18 protein-coding genes are annotated in these 16,703 nt (G+C 72.1%); 8 read left to right on the forward strand and 10 right to left on the reverse strand.

Going from position 1 to position 16,703, the window contains the following annotated elements; translation table 11 throughout:
* Window positions 1–17 precede the first annotated feature (17 nt).
* Window positions 18–818, reverse strand: coding sequence for a VOC family protein (locus AB0M76_RS13380; RefSeq protein ID WP_365952993.1), 801 nt, complete (start codon window positions 816–818; stop codon window positions 18–20).
* A 364-nt stretch (window positions 819–1,182) separates the two neighbouring features.
* Here AB0M76_RS13380 and AB0M76_RS13385 point away from each other — a divergent pair, with 364 nt between their 5' ends.
* Window positions 1,183–1,830: a TetR family transcriptional regulator gene (locus AB0M76_RS13385; RefSeq protein ID WP_365952994.1), complete on the forward strand. Its 648-nt coding sequence runs from the start codon at window positions 1,183–1,185 to the stop codon at window positions 1,828–1,830.
* Between the two features lie 114 nt (window positions 1,831–1,944).
* On the opposite strand, the gene AB0M76_RS13390 is transcribed toward AB0M76_RS13385, so the two are convergent.
* Together AB0M76_RS13390 and AB0M76_RS13395 are read right to left on the reverse strand one after the other, a co-directional pair.
* Window positions 1,945–2,418: a nitroreductase family deazaflavin-dependent oxidoreductase gene (locus tag AB0M76_RS13390; RefSeq protein ID WP_365953195.1), complete on the reverse strand. Its 474-nt coding sequence runs from the start codon at window positions 2,416–2,418 to the stop codon at window positions 1,945–1,947.
* Window positions 2,419–2,423: 5 nt separating this feature from the next.
* Entirely contained in the window at window positions 2,424–3,623 is a 1,200-nt protein-coding gene (locus tag AB0M76_RS13395; RefSeq protein ID WP_365952995.1) for an acyl-CoA dehydrogenase family protein, read from the reverse strand.
* A gap of 143 nt (window positions 3,624–3,766) precedes the next feature.
* On the opposite strand from AB0M76_RS13395, the gene AB0M76_RS13400 reads away from it, so the two are divergent.
* Window positions 3,767–4,960, forward strand: coding sequence for an acetyl-CoA acetyltransferase (locus tag AB0M76_RS13400; protein ID WP_365952996.1), 1,194 nt, complete (start codon window positions 3,767–3,769; stop codon window positions 4,958–4,960).
* A 167-nt stretch (window positions 4,961–5,127) separates the two neighbouring features.
* Here AB0M76_RS13400 and AB0M76_RS13405 read toward each other — a convergent pair whose 3' ends face one another.
* Window positions 5,128–5,691, reverse strand: coding sequence for a hypothetical protein (locus AB0M76_RS13405; protein WP_365952997.1), 564 nt, complete (start codon window positions 5,689–5,691; stop codon window positions 5,128–5,130).
* Window positions 5,692–5,822: 131 nt separating this feature from the next.
* The gene (locus AB0M76_RS13410; RefSeq protein ID WP_365952998.1) at window positions 5,823–7,037 is read right to left on the reverse strand and encodes a transposase; all 1,215 of its coding nucleotides are present in this window, start codon (window positions 7,035–7,037) and stop codon (window positions 5,823–5,825) included.
* A 49-nt stretch (window positions 7,038–7,086) separates the two neighbouring features.
* Here AB0M76_RS13410 and tnpA point away from each other — a divergent pair, with 49 nt between their 5' ends.
* Entirely contained in the window at window positions 7,087–7,515 is a 429-nt protein-coding gene (tnpA, locus tag AB0M76_RS13415; protein ID WP_365952999.1) for an IS200/IS605 family transposase, read from the forward strand.
* A gap of 105 nt (window positions 7,516–7,620) precedes the next feature.
* Window positions 7,621–8,289 carry a pyridoxal 5'-phosphate synthase gene (locus tag AB0M76_RS13420; protein WP_365953000.1) on the forward strand — a complete coding sequence of 223 codons (669 nt, stop codon included), beginning with the start codon at window positions 7,621–7,623 and terminating at the stop codon, window positions 8,287–8,289.
* An 86-nt stretch (window positions 8,290–8,375) separates the two neighbouring features.
* Here AB0M76_RS13420 and AB0M76_RS13425 read toward each other — a convergent pair whose 3' ends face one another.
* Genes AB0M76_RS13425 through AB0M76_RS13435 form a run of 3 tightly spaced genes read right to left on the reverse strand, consistent with a single transcriptional unit; the run spans window position 8,376 to window position 9,515 of the window.
* Window positions 8,376–8,612 carry a hypothetical protein gene (locus AB0M76_RS13425; RefSeq protein ID WP_365953001.1) on the reverse strand — a complete coding sequence of 79 codons (237 nt, stop codon included), beginning with the start codon at window positions 8,610–8,612 and terminating at the stop codon, window positions 8,376–8,378.
* A 37-nt stretch (window positions 8,613–8,649) separates the two neighbouring features.
* Entirely contained in the window at window positions 8,650–9,066 is a 417-nt protein-coding gene (locus AB0M76_RS13430; RefSeq protein ID WP_365953002.1) for a Zn-ribbon domain-containing OB-fold protein, read from the reverse strand.
* Window positions 9,063–9,515: a DoxX family membrane protein gene (locus AB0M76_RS13435; protein WP_365953003.1), complete on the reverse strand. Its 453-nt coding sequence runs from the start codon at window positions 9,513–9,515 to the stop codon at window positions 9,063–9,065. The genes AB0M76_RS13430 and AB0M76_RS13435 overlap by 4 nt, the downstream gene beginning before the upstream one ends.
* A gap of 161 nt (window positions 9,516–9,676) precedes the next feature.
* Between AB0M76_RS13435 and AB0M76_RS13440 the strand changes: the two genes are divergently transcribed.
* From AB0M76_RS13440 to AB0M76_RS13450, 3 genes are all read left to right on the forward strand, one after another.
* On the forward strand, window positions 9,677–10,915 hold the full coding sequence (locus AB0M76_RS13440; protein WP_365953004.1) for an NAD(P)/FAD-dependent oxidoreductase: 1,239 nt from the start codon (window positions 9,677–9,679) through the stop codon (window positions 10,913–10,915).
* Window positions 10,916–11,124: 209 nt separating this feature from the next.
* Window positions 11,125–13,359: an acetate--CoA ligase family protein gene (locus AB0M76_RS13445; protein WP_365953005.1), complete on the forward strand. Its 2,235-nt coding sequence runs from the start codon at window positions 11,125–11,127 to the stop codon at window positions 13,357–13,359.
* Window positions 13,360–13,547: 188 nt separating this feature from the next.
* Entirely contained in the window at window positions 13,548–14,351 is an 804-nt protein-coding gene (locus tag AB0M76_RS13450) for an enoyl-CoA hydratase-related protein (protein WP_365953006.1), read from the forward strand.
* Between the two features lie 12 nt (window positions 14,352–14,363).
* On the opposite strand, the gene AB0M76_RS13455 is transcribed toward AB0M76_RS13450, so the two are convergent.
* Complete coding sequence (locus tag AB0M76_RS13455) at window positions 14,364–15,155, reverse strand: VOC family protein (RefSeq protein ID WP_365953007.1); 792 nt, start codon at window positions 15,153–15,155, stop codon at window positions 14,364–14,366.
* Window positions 15,156–15,326: 171 nt separating this feature from the next.
* On the reverse strand, window positions 15,327–15,581 hold the full coding sequence (locus AB0M76_RS13460; protein ID WP_365953008.1) for a hypothetical protein: 255 nt from the start codon (window positions 15,579–15,581) through the stop codon (window positions 15,327–15,329).
* Between the two features lie 423 nt (window positions 15,582–16,004).
* Between AB0M76_RS13460 and AB0M76_RS13465 the strand changes: the two genes are divergently transcribed.
* Window positions 16,005–16,631, forward strand: coding sequence for a flavin reductase family protein (locus AB0M76_RS13465; RefSeq protein ID WP_365953196.1), 627 nt, complete (start codon window positions 16,005–16,007; stop codon window positions 16,629–16,631).
* The last annotated feature ends 72 nt before the right edge of the window (window positions 16,632–16,703 follow it).

Raw genomic sequence — 16,703 nt, forward strand, 5'->3', positions numbered from 1 at the left:
CACTTCCCCGAGGCCGCTTAGTCCATCGGCCCGCTACGGGGCTCCGAGAGCAGCGCGAACATCGCGCCCTGGTTGTCGGCGACGACCGCGATCCGCCCGTAGGGCGTGTCGAAGGGGTCGGCGGTGACGCGGCCGCCGAGCCGCTTCACCATCGCGACGGACTCGTCGCAGTCCGGGACGGCGAAGTACACGAGGAAGTGCGCCGGCATGATCTCCGGGAACGCGTCGGTGATCAGGCTGCGCCCCATCACGGCGGTTTCCGCGCCGGGCCGGCTGCCGGGCGGGGACCACAGGCGGTATTCGACGCCCGTGCCCGCGTCGTCCTGGTCCTCGGGGACGTAGCCGAAGACGTTGGCGTAGAACACGTCGACCGCGTCGCGGGCCCGCGTGTAGACCTCGCTCCAGCAGTACGTGTACGGCTCCTGCTGGGCCTCGAAGCCGTGGTGGGTGCCGGGCTGCCACAGGCCGAAGACGGCCCCGCCGGGGTCGGCGGCGAGCCCGGCGGCGCCGTACGGGCCCACCGGCTGGGGGTCCATGACCATCTGCCCGCCGGAGGCGCGGATGCGGGCGGCGCACGCGTAGGCGTCGGAGGTGTAGAGGTAGATCCCCCAGACGGTGGGCATGCGGCCGTCGGGTTTGGGGGCGAGGGCGGCGACGTTGCGGCCGCGGCTGTAGGCCTGGGTGTAGCCGCCGTACTCGGGGCCGGCGCTGCCGCTGAAGGTCCACCCGAAGAGCTCACCGTAGAAGCGCTTGCCCGCCTCGACGTCCGGAAGCGAGGCGTCCACCCAGCAGGGTGTGCCCTCCGCGAATGCGGCCATGGCCCGTTTCCTTCCGTTGTGCCCTTTGCCCCGTGCCCCTCAGCCATGATCTGCCCGAAAACTTGTCCACAGCCTGTTGACAAGACTAATCGGGGGATACCGAGAGGAAGCGGTCGGGTCACCCGGGCGGGCGTCCGCTCGGATTTCACACCGGATCCGCCCCGGACCCGCCCGGGACGTACCCGGAACCGGCACCTCCTCGGGGCCTCGCCCGCCCGGGCTCCGGGCGGATTCCGAGCAGATCCCGGCCGGAAACGGCCACCCGACAGGGCCCGGGGTGCGAGCTTCGCCCAGGCCAGGTGTCGCGAAACCCATTTGCAGGCGGCCGAATCGCGCGCAGATCACCCCTCGGTAAGCTGACGGCATGACAGGACAAGTACGCACCGTCGACGGCCGCGTTGCCGGCCGGCGCGGTCAGGCAACGCGGCAGAAGCTGCTGGACTGCCTCAGCGAGATGCTCAGCTCCTCGCCGTACCGCGACGTCAAGGTGATCGACGTCGCGCGCAAGGCCGGCACCTCCCCCGCGACCTTCTACCAGTACTTCCCGGACGTCGAGGGCGCCGTCCTGGAGATCGCCGAGGAAATGGCCACGGAGGGCGCGCAGTTGACGGCGCTCGTCGAGGGCCGCAACTGGGTCGGCAAGGCCGGCTGGCAGGCCGCCGAGGAACTCGTCGAGGGATTCCTGGACTTCTGGCGGCGCAACGACGCGATCCTGCGGGTCGTCGACCTCGGCGCGGCCGAGGGCGACAAGCGCTTCTACAAGATCCGCATGAAGATCCTGAACTCCGTCACCAACTCCCTCACGGAGTCGATGAAGGAGCTCCAGGCCAAGGGCAAGGTCGACAAGGACCTCAGCCCGGCGGCGATGGCGGGTTCGCTGGTCGCGATGCTGGCCGCGGTGGCCTCGCACCAGAAGGGCTTCCAGACCTGGGGCGTCAAGCAGGCCGAGCTCAAGCCGAACCTGGCACTGCTCGTCCACCTGGGCATCACGGGCAAGAAGCCGACCAAGTAACGGCGGACCCTCCCCGGGGTCCGCCGCCCTCTCCAAGCCGCCCTCCCCCTCCCCCTCCCCTTCTCCTCCCCTACCTCCCCCTTCCCTCCCTCGGCTGTCGGCCGTCCGCCCCGATCAGCGACGCTCCAGGCGGAACAGCCGGATCTCGCGCTCGATGCGCGCCTGGTACGTCGCGTACGGCGGCCAGAACCTCAGCACGGCCTGCCACGCCGCCGCGCGCTCCTCGCCCTCCAGCAGCCGGGCCCGTACGGCGATGTCCTGGCCCTTCCAACTCACGTGCGCGTCAGCGTGCTTGAGCAGGTTCCCGGTCCACGCCGGGTGCCCGGGGCGGCCGAAGTTGGAGCCGACGAGGAGCCAGCTGACGCCTCCCTCCTCCGGCATGCAGGCGAGCGGTGTGGTGCGCGGTTCGCCCGTCCTGGCGCCCTTGGCGGTCAGGATCACGCCGGGCAGCATCTGCGCACTGAGCATGACCTTGCCGCGGGTCAGCTTGTGCACCGCCTTGTCCATGGCGGGGATGAAGTGCGGTGCGATCTTGGCGAACAGCATGGTCGAGGAGACCTTCTGCATCAGCTTGACGCCGGCTGCCATGGCCATCAGACGGCCACCTTCTCTTGTGGGGTGGTGAACAGGCCCGCGCGGTGGGCGGCGTGCGCCCGCAGGCGGTGGACCGGGCCGAACAGCAGCTCGTCGGCCGCCGCCCGCTTGAAGTACAGGTGTGCGTCGTGCTCCCAGGTGAAGCCGATGCCGCCGTGCAGCTGGATCGCCTCGCCGGCCGTGACCCGCAGGGCCTCCAGGGTCTGGGCGAGGGCGAGGCCGCCCTGCTGCGGGTCCCAGGCGGCGTAGTAGGCCGCCGAACGGGCCGCCTGTACGTGTACGTAGAGGTCGGCGAGGCGGTGTTTGACCGCCTGGAACGAGCCGACGGGCCGGCCGAACTGCTCGCGCTGGCGTACGTACTCCACCGTGCGGGCCAGCGCCTGCCCGGCCGCCCCGACCGCCTCGGCGGCGAGGACGGCGGCTGCGGTACGCCCGGTGGCGGCGAGCGCGGCGAGGACGCCGCCGTCAGCGCTGCTGCCGGTATCGGCTCCGAGCAACTCGGCCGGGGTGTCGCGGAGTTGGATGCGGGCCTGCGGCCGGGTCTCGTCCAGGGTGGCCTGCCGCGACCGGACGAGCCCGGGGGCGTCCTCCCGTACGAGGAACAGCAGGGTCCGGCTCCGGGCGAACCCGCCGGTGTGCGCGGCGACCAGCAGCAGGGAGGCGCTGTGCCCGTCGAGCACCTGGGCAACCTCCCCGTACAGCCGCCAGCCGCCGTCCTCACCGGCCTTGGCCTGGACCCCGCCGGCCCGGCCCCCGCCGGCCCACTCCCCGGGGGCGTTCTCGCCGGTCAGCGCGAGGGCGGTGGACAGCGCCGGGCCGGGGACGGCGAGGGCCGCGGTGAGCCCGCCGGCGGCGAGCGGCGGGAGCAGTGCGGAGCACTGGGCCGCGGTGCCGAGGGCGGTGATCAGCGGTACTGCGAGCACGGCGGTGGCCAGCAGTGGCGAGGGCAGCAGCACCCGCCCGGTCTCCTCGCAGGCCAGCGCCAGGTCGGCGGGGGTGCAGCCGACGCCCCCGTACTCCTCGGCGACGGCGATGCCCGGCAGGCCGAGCTGCGCGGAGAGCTGCTGCCACAGCTCGCGGTCGTGTCCGGCGGCCGTGCGGACGGCGGCTTTGACCTCGTCCGGGCCGCAGCGTTTGCCCAGGATCTCGCGCAGGGTGCGGCGCATCTCGTCCTGCTCCGCGGTGAAGGCGGCATCCATCGTCGGACTCCTCCCCGTATCTGACGGGCCGTCATGTTAGAGCGGGCGGCGACGGATGCACAGGGGGCGGGGGGCTCGGGTGTCGGGCGGACAGGGTTGCGTGTACTAGAAACTGACGGTACGTCAAATGTACGGTCTGGTGCATGCCTGGACCCACGCCTGAACCTCGCAACGGACGCCGCCGGGTCGCCGTCGTCGGCGTCGCCCTCTCGGACTGCGGCCGGGTGGACGGCCCCACCCCGTACGCCCTGCACGCGCAGGCCGCCCGGCGGGCCCTGGCCGACTCCGGCCTGGACCGCTCCGTCGTCGACGGCTTCGCCTCGGCGGGCCTCGGCATCCTCGCGCCGGTCGAGGTGGCCGAGTACCTGGGGCTGCGCCCCACCTGGGTCGACTCCACCTCGGTGGGCGGATCGGCCTGGGAGGTCATGGCCGCGCACGCGGCGGACGCGATAGCGGCCGGCCACGCCAACGCCGTACTGCTCGTCTACGGCTCGACGGCGCGGGCCGACATCAAGGCCCGCCGCCGCACCTCGAACCTCTCGTTCGGAGCGCGGGGGCCGCTCCAATTCGAGGTCCCGTACGGGCACACGCTGATCTCCAAGTACGCGATGGCGGCCCGCCGCCACATGCACGAGTACGGGACGACGCTCGAGCAGCTCGCCTCGGTGGCCGTCCAGGCGCGGGCCAACGCCGCAACGAACCCGGATGCGATGTTCCGTACGCCGCTCACGGTGGACGAGGTCCTCTCCAGCGAGATGATCGCGGACCCGTTCACCAAGCTGCACTGCTGCATCCGCTCGGACGGCGGCTGCGCGGTGCTGCTCGCGGCGGAGGACTACGTACCGGACACCGCCAAGTCCCCCGTGTGGATCCTGGGCACGGGCACGTCCGTCTCCCACACCACGATGTCGGAGTGGGAGGACTTCACGGTCTCCCCGGCGGCGGTCTCGGGCCGCCTGGCCTTCGAGCGGGCGGGCCTCACCCCGGCGGACGTGGACCTCGCGGAGATCTACGACGCCTTCACGTACATGACCCTGGTCACCCTGGAGGACCTCGGCTTCTGCGCGAAGGGCGAGGGCGGGGCCTTCGTGGAGAAGGGCCGCCTCCTACGGGACGGGGAACTGCCGGTCAACACCGACGGCGGCGGCCTCTCGGCCTGCCACCCGGGCATGCGCGGCCTGTTCCTGCTGGTCGAAGCGGTCCGCCAGCTCCGCGGCGAGGCAGGCCCGACCCGCCAGGTAACCAAGCGTGGCGGCCGCCTCCCGGAGGTGGCCCTGGCATCGGGCACGGGCGGCTGGTTCTGCTCGTCGGGGACGGTGATTTTGGGGCGGGGGTAGGGGCGGGGGCTGGGGGGGCGGCGGGGGCTGTCGACTCGGGGTCGGGAGGTCGGTCGGGGGCATCGGGGGCCGCGCGGTCGGCGTCGAGCACACCGACCCCGACCCCTACATCCCGGCCGACAGCAACCAACGGCGCCCATCACTCAACAGGAAACGTGGCGCGCCGCTCAGTACTGCCAGCGGGGTTGGCTGCCGTCCAGGCGGCAGTGGATCAGGCGGCCGTTCTCGGCGTGGGTGGACCTGCCCAGGTCGGCCTTGCGGCAGAACTGCCCTGCCTTGTAGCAGTTCCCGGCGTTGGAGACGATCTCGCACGTGCCGCCGGCGGGCGGGGTCGCCTCCTGCGTCGGCGCCTTGGTGGCCGGCGGCTTCGGTGCGCTGCCGCTCCCCCCGGTGGAGCCGGACGAGCCGGACGAGAGCGTACGGGTGGGGGCCGGCTTCGCGTCGGGCGTCTGCGCCGGCGGCTCGGCAGTCGTGGCGGCGGGTGTGGGGGTGGCGGACGGGGAGGGCGTGGGCGTCGGTGAGGGGGACGGTGTCGGGGAGGCCGACACGCTCAGCGAGGGTCTCGGCGGCAGCGATACGGCGGGGCCGCCGCTCTCCGCCGGGCCGCAGGCCACCGCCGTGCAGGCCACCAGGAGGGCCACCGCGATGCGGCGGATCGCTCCGCCGCGCCGTCTGCCGCGTATCGCGCCCGTACCGCTCGCGCCGCTCGCTCTGCTGCCGCAGTTGTGCATGATGGGCCCCCACCTCGAGTCGTTGAAGGCTGCACATCATAGGAACGACAGGGGCTCCGGATCCGGCGAATGCCGAAGCCGGGTCACGTGATTCGGTGACTCTTCCCCGCCATAAATGACGGGGCTTCCTGTTACGCCGGGTTGGCGTTGCAGCGGACCAGCCCGGCCCGGTTCAAAACGTTGATCGCTCCGACGGTGTCGGCGTGCGCGAGGTGGCCGCAGGCCACGCAGTGGAACTTTTCTTGAGTGGTGCGGTTCTCGGCTGAGACGTGCCCGCACTCGGGGCAGGTTCGGGAGGTGTTGCGGGGGTCCACGGGGATCGTCGCCCGACCGGCGCTTTCAGCCTTGGCGGTGAGGATCGCGAGGAACACCCCCCAGCCCGCATCGTGGATCGACTTGTTCAGCCCGGCTTTCGCGGCGGCCCCGTTGGGCAGGAACACCCCCGCGTTGTCGGGGTCGGGCTTGGGCTTCGGGGCGCGCACCATGTTGGCGATGCTGAGCTTTTCGTGCGCGATGACGTCGTGCTGCCGGACCAGGTACAGGGCGGTTTTGTGTGCGTGGTCGAGACGCTGGCGGCGGACCTTGCCGTGCAGGGCTGCGACCTTGGCCACGGCGGCGCGGTGCTTCTTCGTCCGCTTGTCCCGGCGGATGCGGGGGAAGGCGGCCACGGCTCGCTGGGCTTCGGCGAGGGTGTCGGCGTTGCGGCGCCCGTGACGGGGGTTGGGGACGAACTCGCCGTTGGAGTCGGCGAGGAAGTTGGCTGTGCCCACGTCGATTCCGGCTACGGACCCGGTCTTGGGCAGTGGTTCGGGCTGGGCCTGCTCGGCGGTCAGCACCACGAACCAGCGCTTGCCTTCGCGCTTGACGGACACCGTCTTGACCTTGCCGGCCACCGGCCGGTGCCGGTTGACCTTGACATGCCCGACACCTTGCAGCCGTACGCGGGTGGCGTGCCCGGGAAGGGAGTCCCACCGGCAGCCGTCGCCGTCCTTCGGGAACTCCACCGTGTCGAACCAGGACACGCCACGGAACCGGGGATAGCCCGGCGTCTGCCCGGCCTTGACCCGCCGGAAGAACGCCTGCATCGCCTTGTCCAGCCGGCGAAGCGTCGCCTGCTGTGAGCTGAACGACCAGCGGCCGTGACGCTCCGGGTCGAAAGCCCGGATGTCCTTGAGCTGGGCGGACTGCATGCCGTACTTCACGGTCGTCTTCGACACATGCCGCCAGGCGTCACGGCGTTCTTGTAACGCGCCGTTGTAGAGGCCGCAGTGATCCCGCAGCATGTCGCCCAGAGCGACCTGCTGCCGGGCGGTAGGCCGCATCAGAAACTTGTACGCACGGATCATCACAACCCCCCCTCCGGTCGAGTTCACCTGATCACACTACCCTTGGCGCATGTCACCGCGTTGGGAACCGGACCCTGATATCCGGCGGGGAAATCACGTCGTCTGCAACCTGCACGCCCACTTGGTGTTCGTCACAAAATACCGGCGTGACATCTTCGACGGAGACATGCTGACGCGCTGCGAAGCGATCATGCGGGACGTGTGCGCCAGCTTCGGCGCGGAGGTGCGGGAGTTCAACGGCGAGGGCGACCACGTCCACCTGCTCGTCCACTACCCGCCGAAGATCGCCCTGTCCAAGCTGGTCAACAGCCTGAAGGGCGTCAGCTCCCGCTACCTGCGGGCGGAGTACACCGGCCGGATCAACCGCATCGCAATGGGCTCGGTGTTCTGGGCACCGTCCTACTTCGTCGCCTCCTGCGGAGGCGCACCGCTGAGCATCATCAAGGACTACATCGAGAACCAGAAGCGGCCCACCTGACCGTCACCGACAGAGGCGCAGAGCACTCCGGCGCTCCGCGCCTCTGCTTCCAGGATCGCATTCCCGCCCGGCCTGAAGGCCGGGATTCCCTGCGAAGATCAGGGGATGGATGACATCGAGGCGTTCCACGCCGCCCTGCACTCCCTGCGCGTGTGGGACGGCCCGCTGCCCGGCTTCGATCCTGAGGCCGCGCCCGCCGAGCCGTTGGCGCTGTTCCGGGAGTGGTTCCTGCATGCCGCCGAGGCGGGGCAGGCGGAGCCGCACACGATGAGCCTCGCGACGGTGGACACCGACGGGCGGCCCGACGTACGCATCCTGATGCTGCACGACGCCGACGGGCACGGCTGGCACTTCGCCTCGCACGCCACCAGCGCCAAGGGCCGGCAGCTGGCCGCGCACCCGGACGCAGCGCTCGGGTTCTACTGGCCGGCCGTGGCCCGGCAGATCCGGATCCGCGGCCGGGTCACCGTCTGCGGGCCGGAGGAGAGCCGGGCGGACCTGGCGGTCCGCTCGCGGGGTGCGCTCGCGGCGGCGCTGACGGGGCGGCAGAGCGAGGCGCTGGGCTCGGTACAGGAGCTGGCGCAGGCCTCGGCGGTGGCGTGGGAGCGGGCCGGCGCCGAACCGGATGCCCCGGCCCCGACCTGGACCCGGTACGTCCTGGACGCCGATGAGGTCGAGTTCTTCCAGGGTGACGCGGCCCGCCGGCACGTCCGGCTGCGCTACCGCCGCAACGGGGACGGCGGCGGCTGGACCCGCGAGCTGCTCTGGCCCTAGCGGTGGACGAGGGCGGGAGGGGCGCAGATCAGCCCCCTTGGGACCCGTTGGGCCCAATGGGGGCCGCGCCGAACGAAACTGCGAGGTCAGGCGCCGGTCAGCGCTGCCAGTGCGTCGGCCGCGTCGACCGCCTCCCTGGGGGAGGCCGACAGGGCGCGGGCCTCGTGTTCGGTCATCCGGGAGGTCTCGCACGGCACTGCGTTGACCCAACGCTGCGTCAGGCGGACGATCCGCTCGCCGTACCGCTCCGCGGTGATCCGGTCGCCACGGCACTGCGCGACCCGCGACCTGCTGCTGCACGCCTCGGCGGGGTCGCCCTCCACCGATCACTGAGCGGGAGGACGTCCGCCACCCGTTCCGTCAGGAGTTCCCGGGGCGGAACACCGCTACGTGGACCCCCTCCGCCGCCTCGCGGAACGTCACCCGCAGCGGCATCCCGATGCGCAGGTCCGCCGGGGCGCAGTCCACCACCTCGGTCATCATCCGCGGGCCCTCGGCGAGGTCGACCACGGCCGCCGTGTACGGGACGCGGGTACCGAACGGCGGGAGGTCGTTCCGGTGGATCACCGACCAGGTGTAGAGGGTGGCGCGGCCGCTCGCCGGCTCCCAGGCCACCCGGTCCTCGCCGGCCCAGCAGAACGGGCAGAACTCCCGCGGGTAGTGGTGGGCCCGCCCGCAGTCCGCGCAGCGGCGCAGCAGGAGCCGGCCCTCGGCGGCCGCGTCCCAGTAGGGGCGGGTGAAGTCGTCGATCTCGGGGAGGTCGTAGCGGGTACTCACAGGAAGAGTCCCGTCGCCGCGTCGAGGGACCAGGTCTGCCAGGCCATCGCGAAGAGGGCGACGAGCGAGATGAGGGCCATCATCGCGTTCTGGCCCTGCTCGGCCCAGTCGTGGATCATCAGGATCAGGTAGAGCAGGTTCAGGAGCAGGCCGCCGACCAGGGCGATCGGTGTGAGGAAGCCGAGGACCAGGCCCAGGCCGAGGGCGAGTTCGGCATAGACGACGATGTACGCCATCAGCCGCGGGCGCGGCTGGACGACCTTCTCGAAGCCGCCCTTCACGAACGGCCAGCGGTGCTTGCCGGCGACGTCGGCGGCCCAGGCGATGCCGGTGCCGCGTTCGAACCAGCCCTTCTTGTCCTTGTGCCGCCAGCTCTCCAGCCACCACAGGCCGAGGCCTATCCGGAGCACGGCGAGCCATTCGGCCCCACTGAGCCAGACGGTCTGCATCGGGCCCTCCTCCCTTGATCTGACGGTACGTCAGTTCAGCGGATCCGGGGCGATCCCGCAAGGGTCCCGCCCGGGCCCGGAAGCCGTCCGTGATCGATCCGCAATCGATTCCCTCCTTGTCCGAGACCCATCAACGCTGTGTGTCGATACGATCACTCCTCATGCCCGGAGTCCCCACATCCCCCGACTTGACCACCCAGCCCCGCCCGGTGTACGTGATCGGCGCCGGCCCCGGCGGCCTCGCCGCAGCCGCCGCGCTGCGCGCCCGCGGGGTCCGCGCGGTGGTCGTCGAGAAGTCCGACGAGGTCGGCACCTCCTGGCGGAACCACTACGACCGCCTCCACCTGCACACCACGCGCCGGCTCTCCGCCCTCCCCGGGCTGGCCATGCCGCGCCGCTTCGGCCGGTGGGTCTCGCGCGACGACGTGGTGCGATACCTCGAGAAGTACGCCGAGTTCCACGAGCTGGAGCTCGTCACCGGCGTCGAGGTGACCCGGATCGACCCCGCCCCCGGCGGGGACGGCTGGCTCCTGCACGCCACCGGCGGGCGGGTGCTCGACGCCCGGGCCGTCGTCGTCGCCACCGGGTTCAACCACACGCCCGCGCTGCCCGACCGGCCGGGCCGCGACGCGTACGCCGGGCAGCTGCTGCATGCCCGCGACTACCGCAACGCCGAGCCCTTCGAGGGCCGGGACGTGCTCGTCGTCGGCACCGGCAACACCGGCGCCGAGATAGCCGTCGACCTGGCCGAGGGCGGTGCCGCGCGGGTGCGGCTCGCCGTGCGCACCGCCCCGCACATCGTGCGCCGCTCCACCGCGGGCTGGCCCGCACAGCGCACCGGGATCCTGGTGCGCCGGCTGCCCGTACGGCTTGTGGACCGGCTCGGCGCGCTCGTCGCCAAGGTGTCCGTCCCCGACCTGACGGCGTACGGGCTCCCCCGCCCTGGCGCCGGCCTGTACAGCAGGGTCAAGGAGGGTGCGATCCCGGTCCAGGACGTCGGCCTGATCGACGCCGTGCGCACGGGCAGGGTCGAACCGGTCGCCGCCGTCGCCTCCTTCGAGGGCGCCGAGGTGGTGCTCGCGGACGGTTCGCGGATCACCCCGGACGCGGTGGTCGCGGCCACCGGATACCGCCGCGGCCTGGAGAGCCTGGTCGGACACCTGGACGTACTCGACGGGCGCGGGCGGCCCCGTACGCACGGCACCCGCACGCCCGCGCAGGCCCCCGGCCTGTACTTCACCGGCTTCACCAACCCCATCAGCGGCATGTTCCGCGAGATGGCCCTGGACGCCGAGAAGATCGCCAAGGCCCTGTCCCGCCGGCTCGGCCCCCGAACGGGCCTCCCGCCGGCCGAGCCCCTCCCGGACACGGGCCTCCGCCCGGTCGACCCCCTCGCGTAGCCGCCGGGCCGCGCTTTCCGGTCGCCTTCTCCTGTCTCCCGCAGAACAGGCCGAATCCGGTCCTGGACCCGTCCCGCCGGGATCTGGGACCGTTCCACACATCACCTCCACCAGCTTTCCTACGCAGCACTGTTCCTGACGGCACGTCAGTTCAGTAATCTGACTACGCGTCAGTTATTGAGGTTCATCGAGCAGGAGCGGGCGGAACGATGCTTGGATCTACTCACGGCACCCTCACCACCGACTTCCGCGCACGTGTCGAGGCCTGCGGGGAGTCCCCCAGGACGGCCGTCCACTCCACGGCGGTGCCGTCCGCCGCGGACACGGTCGCGGTGGACGTCAGCGGACGGCCCCTGCACTCCGATGTCCCCGACCTGGACCGGTTCTTCCGGCCCGAGTCCGTGGCCGTCATCGGCGCTTCCGACGCCGAGGGCAGACCGAACACCGGCATCACCCGCCAGCTCATCGCCTGGGCGGAGCGCGTCGGCGCCCGGATCCACCCCGTGCACCCCACCCGCCCCACCGTCTTCGGGCTGGCCTGCCACGCGTCCGTGGCCGACCTGCCCGAGCAGGTGGACCTCGCCGTCCTCCTCGTCGGCGATCCGCTGCCGGTGATCGAGGAACTGGCCGAGGCCAAGGTGAAGTTCGCCGTTGCCTTCGCCTCCGGCTTCGCCGAGACCGGAGACGCCGGCGCCGCCGCCCAGGCCCGGCTCGCCGCCGCGGTCCGGCGGTCGGGCCTCCGTCTCCTCGGCCCCAACACCAACCTCAACGCCTTCGAGAAGTTCCGCGACGACCTCGACGGCCCGGCGATCGCCCTGATCACCCAGTCCGGCCACCAGGGCAGGCCCGTCTATACCCTCCAGGAACTGGGCATCCGGCTCTCCCACTGGGCTCCCACGGGCAACGAGGCCGACCTCGAGACCTCCGATTTCATCTCCTACTTCGCCGAGCAGCCCGAGGTCGGCGCCATCGCCTGCTACGTGGAGGGCCTCAAGGACGGCCGGTCCTTCCTCCTGGCCGCCGACCGGGCCGCCCGCAACGGGGTCCCCGTCGTCGCCGTCAAGGTCGGCCGCACCGAGACCGGCGCCCGGATGGCCGCCTCCCACACCGGGAAGCTGACCGGCGCCGACACCGTCGTGGACGCCGCGATGCGGCAGTTCGGCGTCATCCGCGTCGACGGGCTGGACGAGCTCCAGGACACCGCCGCCCTGCTCGCCCGGGCCCGTAAACCGCTGGCCGACGGGGTCGTCGTGTACTCCATCTCGGGCGGCACCGGAGCCCACTTCTCCGACCTGGCGACCGAGGCCGGGCTCAGCCTGCCGCCCCTCTCCCAGGCCAAGCAGGACGAGCTCCACCAGTGGATCCCGGAGTACCTGAACGTCACCAACCCCGTCGACAACGGCGGCCACCCGGTCGGCGACTGGCGCGGCCGGAAGATCATCGACGCGATCCTCGCCGATCCGGCGGTGGGCGTGCTGATCTGCCCGATCACCGGCCCCTTCCCGCCCATGAGCGACAAGCTCGCGCAGGACCTGGTGGACGCGGCCGAGGCCTCGGACAAGCTCGTCTGCGTCATCTGGGGCTCCCCGGTCGGCACCGAGGAGGCCTACCGCACCACCCTGCTCGGCTCCTCCCGCGTCGCCACGTTCCGTACGTTCGGCAACTGCATCACCGCCGTCCGCGCCTACCTCGGCCACCACCGGTTCACGGCCGCCTACCGCTCCCCCTTCGAGGACGCGCCGCGGACCCCGTCCCCCTCGTACCGCAAGGCGCAGGCGCTCATGCGGCCGGGCCAGCAGCTCAGCGAGCACGCGGCGAAGCAGCTGCTGCGGGCCTACGGGATACGGGTCCCCCGCGAGCAGCTCGTGACCAGCGCGGCGGCTGCGGTACGGGCGGCCGGCCTGGTCGGCTACCCGGTGGTGATGAAGGCCTCGGGGCCGCAGCTCGCCCACAAGACAGAGCTGGGCCTGGTGAAGATGGGCCTGACCTCGGCGAGCCAGATCCGCGACGCGTACCGGGAGCTGACGGACATCGCCCGCTACGAGGACGTCCCGCTCGACGGCATCCTGGTCTGCCAGATGGTGGAGCGGGGGGTGGAGATGGTCGTCGGCGTCACCCAGGACGACCTCTTCGGCCCGACGGTGACGGTGGGCCTGGGCGGGGTCCTGGTGGAGGTCCTCCACGACGCGGCGGTACGGGTCCCCCCGTTCGGCGAGGACCAGGCGCGGGCGATGCTGACCGAGCTGCGCGGGCACGCCTTGTTGGAGGGGGTCCGGGGGGCGCCGCCGGCGGACGTGGACGCGCTGGTCGAGGTCGTCCTGCGGGTGCAGCGGATGGCGCTGGAGCTGGGCGGAGTCCTGTCCGAGCTGGACATCAACCCGCTGATGGTGCTCCCGCGCGGGCAGGGAGCGGTGGCGCTGGACGCGCTCGCCATCTGCCGCTGACGCCGCCGCAGGCCCCGCCGCTGCGCGGAGCCGTCTCCCCGCCCCGCCCCTTCCCGAAAACGCCGCGCGGGCTGGATCTGCGCAGCAGATCCAGCCCCGCCGGCGTTTGAGGCGCGGGGTCCGGGGCGGAGCCCCAGGGAACCGGCGATCCACATCAACCGCCCTCACTCCGAACGGGAGTTCACCGTATGACCGGCAGTCCCGCCGACGAAGTCCTGCACCGCATCGAGAGCGGCGTCTCGTGGATCACCCTCAACCGCCCCGAGGCCATGAACGCCGTCACCTGGGACCAGCGCGAACGCGTCATCACCCTCCTCGCCGAGGCATCGGCCGACCCCGCCGTGCGGGCCGTCGTCGTCACCGCCACCGGCAAGGGCTTCTGCGCGGGCGCCGACCTGCGCGGCGCGCCCGCCGCAACAGGCGAAAGGGTCGCGGGCGACGTCGCCCGCATGATCCGGCTCGGCGCGCAGCGCCTGATCACCGCCGTGCTCGACTGCGAGAAGCCGGTCCTCGCCGCCGTCAACGGCACGGCCGCCGGCATCGGGGCCCACCTCGCCCTCGCCTGTGACCTCGTCATCGCCGCCGAACCGGCCCGCTTCATCGAGGTGTTCGTCCGCCGCGGCCTGGTCCCCGACGGCGGCGGCGCGTACCTGCTCCCGCGCCTGGTCGGCCCGCAGAAGGCCAAGGAGCTGATGTTCTTCGGCGACGCCGTCCCGGCGGCCGAGGCCGAACGGCTCGGCCTCGTCAACCGGGTCGTTCCGGCCGATGAGTTGGAGACCACCGCCCGGGAGTGGGCGGAGCGCCTCGCGCAGGGCCCGACCCGCGCCCTCGCGCTGACGAAGCAACTGGTCAACGCCTCGCTGGACGGTGGCCGGGCGGCCGCACTGGCCGCCGAGGCCACCGCTCAGGAGATCAACATGACCACCGCCGACGCGAACGAGGGCGTGGCGAGCTTCGTGGAGCGCCGCTCCCCCAAGTACCTCGGGCGGTAGCCGGCGCGCCGCTCACATCTGGGGGTTGGGCTTCAGCAGGGCGAACACCGCGCCGTACGGGTCCGCCACCCATGCGATCCGGCCGACGTCGGGCACGTCCGCCGCGGGCATGAGCACCGACCCGCCGTTCCCGCTCGCCCGGGAGACGGTGGCGTCGACGTCCGCGACGTTGAAGTACGGCACCCAGCGCGGCTTCTCGACGCCGCCGCCCGCGCCCTCGCCCATGGGTGCGATCCCGCCGAACGAGGTCTGCTGCTGGTCGCCGTCCTTGAGGCTCAGTACCCGGTAGGTCATCCCGGGCGCCTCCATGTCCTGGCTGCGCCAGCCGAAGACGCCGTTGTAGAAGGAGACGGCCGCGGCCGGGTCGGGTACGTGCAGCTCCGCCCAGACCAGGGTGTTCTCGGCGGAGGCCAGCCCGAACCCGGCGGTCTTCCCGGGCTGCCAGAGGGCGAACTCGGCGCCCTGCGGGTCGGTGGCCTGCGCGAGCCAGCCCTCGCCCATGACGTCCATGGGCTCCATCCGGATCTTCCCGCCGCCGGACTGGACGGCCTTGACCGTGGCGTGCACGTCCGGGCTCATGAAGTGGACCATCCAGGCGGTCTTCGCCCCGTCCTCGGTGAGCGGCCCGAGCGCGGCGACGGTCTTGCCGTCCACCTGGAAGAACCCGTACCCGCCGGCATCGGGCCCCAGGTCGCTGAACGCCCAGCCGAAGACGGAGGTGTAGAAGGCAACGGCACCGGAGGTGTCGGGGCTGCCGAGGTCGAGCCAGACGGGTGATCCGATACGGAAATCGGTGCCGAGCATGCGGGTCCTCCTGGAATACGGGTGGATCATGGCCGGGGGCCACGATGCCGACCTCCCGCGGGGCTGTCCGGCGTAAGGGTCCCGGGAGGGCAGTGGTTCACCCGTACGGGCGAACGGCGCGGCCCCGCCCTCCCCGTGCTCCCCGCCCCTCCCCCGCCCCGCCCGCCCGCGCTACACGCGGTGCAGGATGACGGCGTAGCGGGGGTGGAGGTCCTCCGGATCGCCGATGACGCAGAACAGTTCGGGCCGTTCCGCCGTGCCGGCCACCTGCCAGTCGCGCATGCTGCCGCAGCCCTCGATCGAGAGCGTGACCCGGTCCCGCGGCCCGCGGTGGAAGAGGCCGCCGGATGCGCGCCGCGGCTCGAACTTCCACGTCCCGGACCCCGAGCACGAGTCCCACAGCCCGTCCCGCTCGACCAGCTGCATGCCGTCGGCTTCCCAGCGCTCGCGTCAGCGCCATCACCGGCAGGGTGAACAGCACCCGGTGCAGGTACGCGGCCAGGACCACCGCGAGGAGCAGCACGGGAATCGCGGCGAAGACACCGGAGTCGATGCCGAGGCCGTGGTCGTCGCGCATGCCGGAGGTGGCGAGGAAGACCGCTCCCGCCACGATGAACTGTGCCATGAAGGCCAGCTCCGACCCGGTCGCCAGAGGCGACCGCCTCCCGCCCCGCTCGGCCGGCCCCTCGTGCACCTCTGGCAACACCATGGCCCCCACCCCCCACTACAATTGAACACGTTCAATCGATGGGGACGATACACCTTTCCGATTTCCGAGTCGCCCGCCCGCGCCCCTTCCAATCTGACGGACCGTCAGCTTCAATCGTTGACGTGATGGGACACGCAGGGATGGCGGCCACCGTCGTCCGATACCTCAGGTCAGTCGGCTCCCCCACCTCCGCCCCGCCGGAGCAGGACCCGGATGCCGGCCACGTCGATGCGCTGCCGCGCCCAGAGCTGCGGGCCGTCGGCGACGACGAGCGCGCGCCCGTCAGCCCCGCCGAGTTCCGGGCCGTGCTCGGGAACTTCGCCAGCGGTGTCACCGTCATCACCGCCCCGCCCGCCGACGGCGAGGAGGGCCCGGCCGGCTTCGCCTGCCAGTCCTTCGCGTCGCTGTCCCTCGACCCGCCCCTGGTCACGTTCATGGTGGCCCGTACTTCGACCACCTGGCCGCGGATCGCCCGCGCCGGGGTGTTCTGCGTCAACATCCTGGGCGCCGAGCAGGGCGGGCTGTGCCGGGCCTTCGCCGTCAGCGGCGCCGACAAGTTCGCCGGGATCACCCACACCCCCGCCCCCGTGACCGGGTCACCACAGCTCGAGGCCGTGCCCGCCTGGATCGACTGCCGGATCCACGCCGTGCACACCGGCGGGGACCACCTGATCGTGGTCGGCCGGGTCGAGGCCATGGGCGCGGCCGGCGAGGGCGAGCCGCTGCTCTTCCACAAGGGCCGCTTCGGCCGCCTCGCCGCCGAGTAACCCAGGAGCTCAGGAGCTCAGGACGAGGAGGCCCGGCGCCCCACACGACGGCGTCACCCTTGAACGCGGAGG

The organism is Streptomyces sp. NPDC051364 (assembly GCF_040682115.1).
In the GTDB taxonomy this organism is placed as follows: Bacteria; Actinomycetota; Actinomycetes; order Streptomycetales; family Streptomycetaceae; genus Streptomyces.

Coding starts and splice junctions, on each gene's coding strand:
- AB0M76_RS13385 (WP_365952994.1), top strand. CDS start 1,183: ATGACAGGACAAGTACGCACCGTCGACGGCCGCGTTGCCGGCCGGCGC.
- AB0M76_RS13445 (WP_365953005.1), top strand. CDS start 11,125: ATGCTTGGATCTACTCACGGCACCCTCACCACCGACTTCCGCGCACGT.
- AB0M76_RS13400 (WP_365952996.1), top strand. CDS start 3,767: ATGCCTGGACCCACGCCTGAACCTCGCAACGGACGCCGCCGGGTCGCC.
- AB0M76_RS13380 (WP_365952993.1), bottom strand. CDS start 818: ATGGCCGCATTCGCGGAGGGCACACCCTGCTGGGTGGACGCCTCGCTT.
- AB0M76_RS13440 (WP_365953004.1), top strand. CDS start 9,677: ATGCCCGGAGTCCCCACATCCCCCGACTTGACCACCCAGCCCCGCCCG.
- AB0M76_RS13460 (WP_365953008.1), bottom strand. CDS start 15,581: ATGCAGCTGGTCGAGCGGGACGGGCTGTGGGACTCGTGCTCGGGGTCC.
- AB0M76_RS13390 (WP_365953195.1), bottom strand. CDS start 2,418: ATGGCAGCCGGCGTCAAGCTGATGCAGAAGGTCTCCTCGACCATGCTG.
- AB0M76_RS13450 (WP_365953006.1), top strand. CDS start 13,548: ATGACCGGCAGTCCCGCCGACGAAGTCCTGCACCGCATCGAGAGCGGC.
- AB0M76_RS13465 (WP_365953196.1), top strand. CDS start 16,005: ATGGCGGCCACCGTCGTCCGATACCTCAGGTCAGTCGGCTCCCCCACC.
- AB0M76_RS13455 (WP_365953007.1), bottom strand. CDS start 15,155: ATGCTCGGCACCGATTTCCGTATCGGATCACCCGTCTGGCTCGACCTC.
- AB0M76_RS13435 (WP_365953003.1), bottom strand. CDS start 9,515: ATGCAGACCGTCTGGCTCAGTGGGGCCGAATGGCTCGCCGTGCTCCGG.
- AB0M76_RS13420 (WP_365953000.1), top strand. CDS start 7,621: ATGGATGACATCGAGGCGTTCCACGCCGCCCTGCACTCCCTGCGCGTG.
- AB0M76_RS13410 (WP_365952998.1), bottom strand. CDS start 7,037: ATGATCCGTGCGTACAAGTTTCTGATGCGGCCTACCGCCCGGCAGCAG.
- AB0M76_RS13405 (WP_365952997.1), bottom strand. CDS start 5,691: ATGCACAACTGCGGCAGCAGAGCGAGCGGCGCGAGCGGTACGGGCGCG.
- AB0M76_RS13395 (WP_365952995.1), bottom strand. CDS start 3,623: ATGGATGCCGCCTTCACCGCGGAGCAGGACGAGATGCGCCGCACCCTG.
- tnpA (WP_365952999.1), top strand. CDS start 7,087: ATGTCACCGCGTTGGGAACCGGACCCTGATATCCGGCGGGGAAATCAC.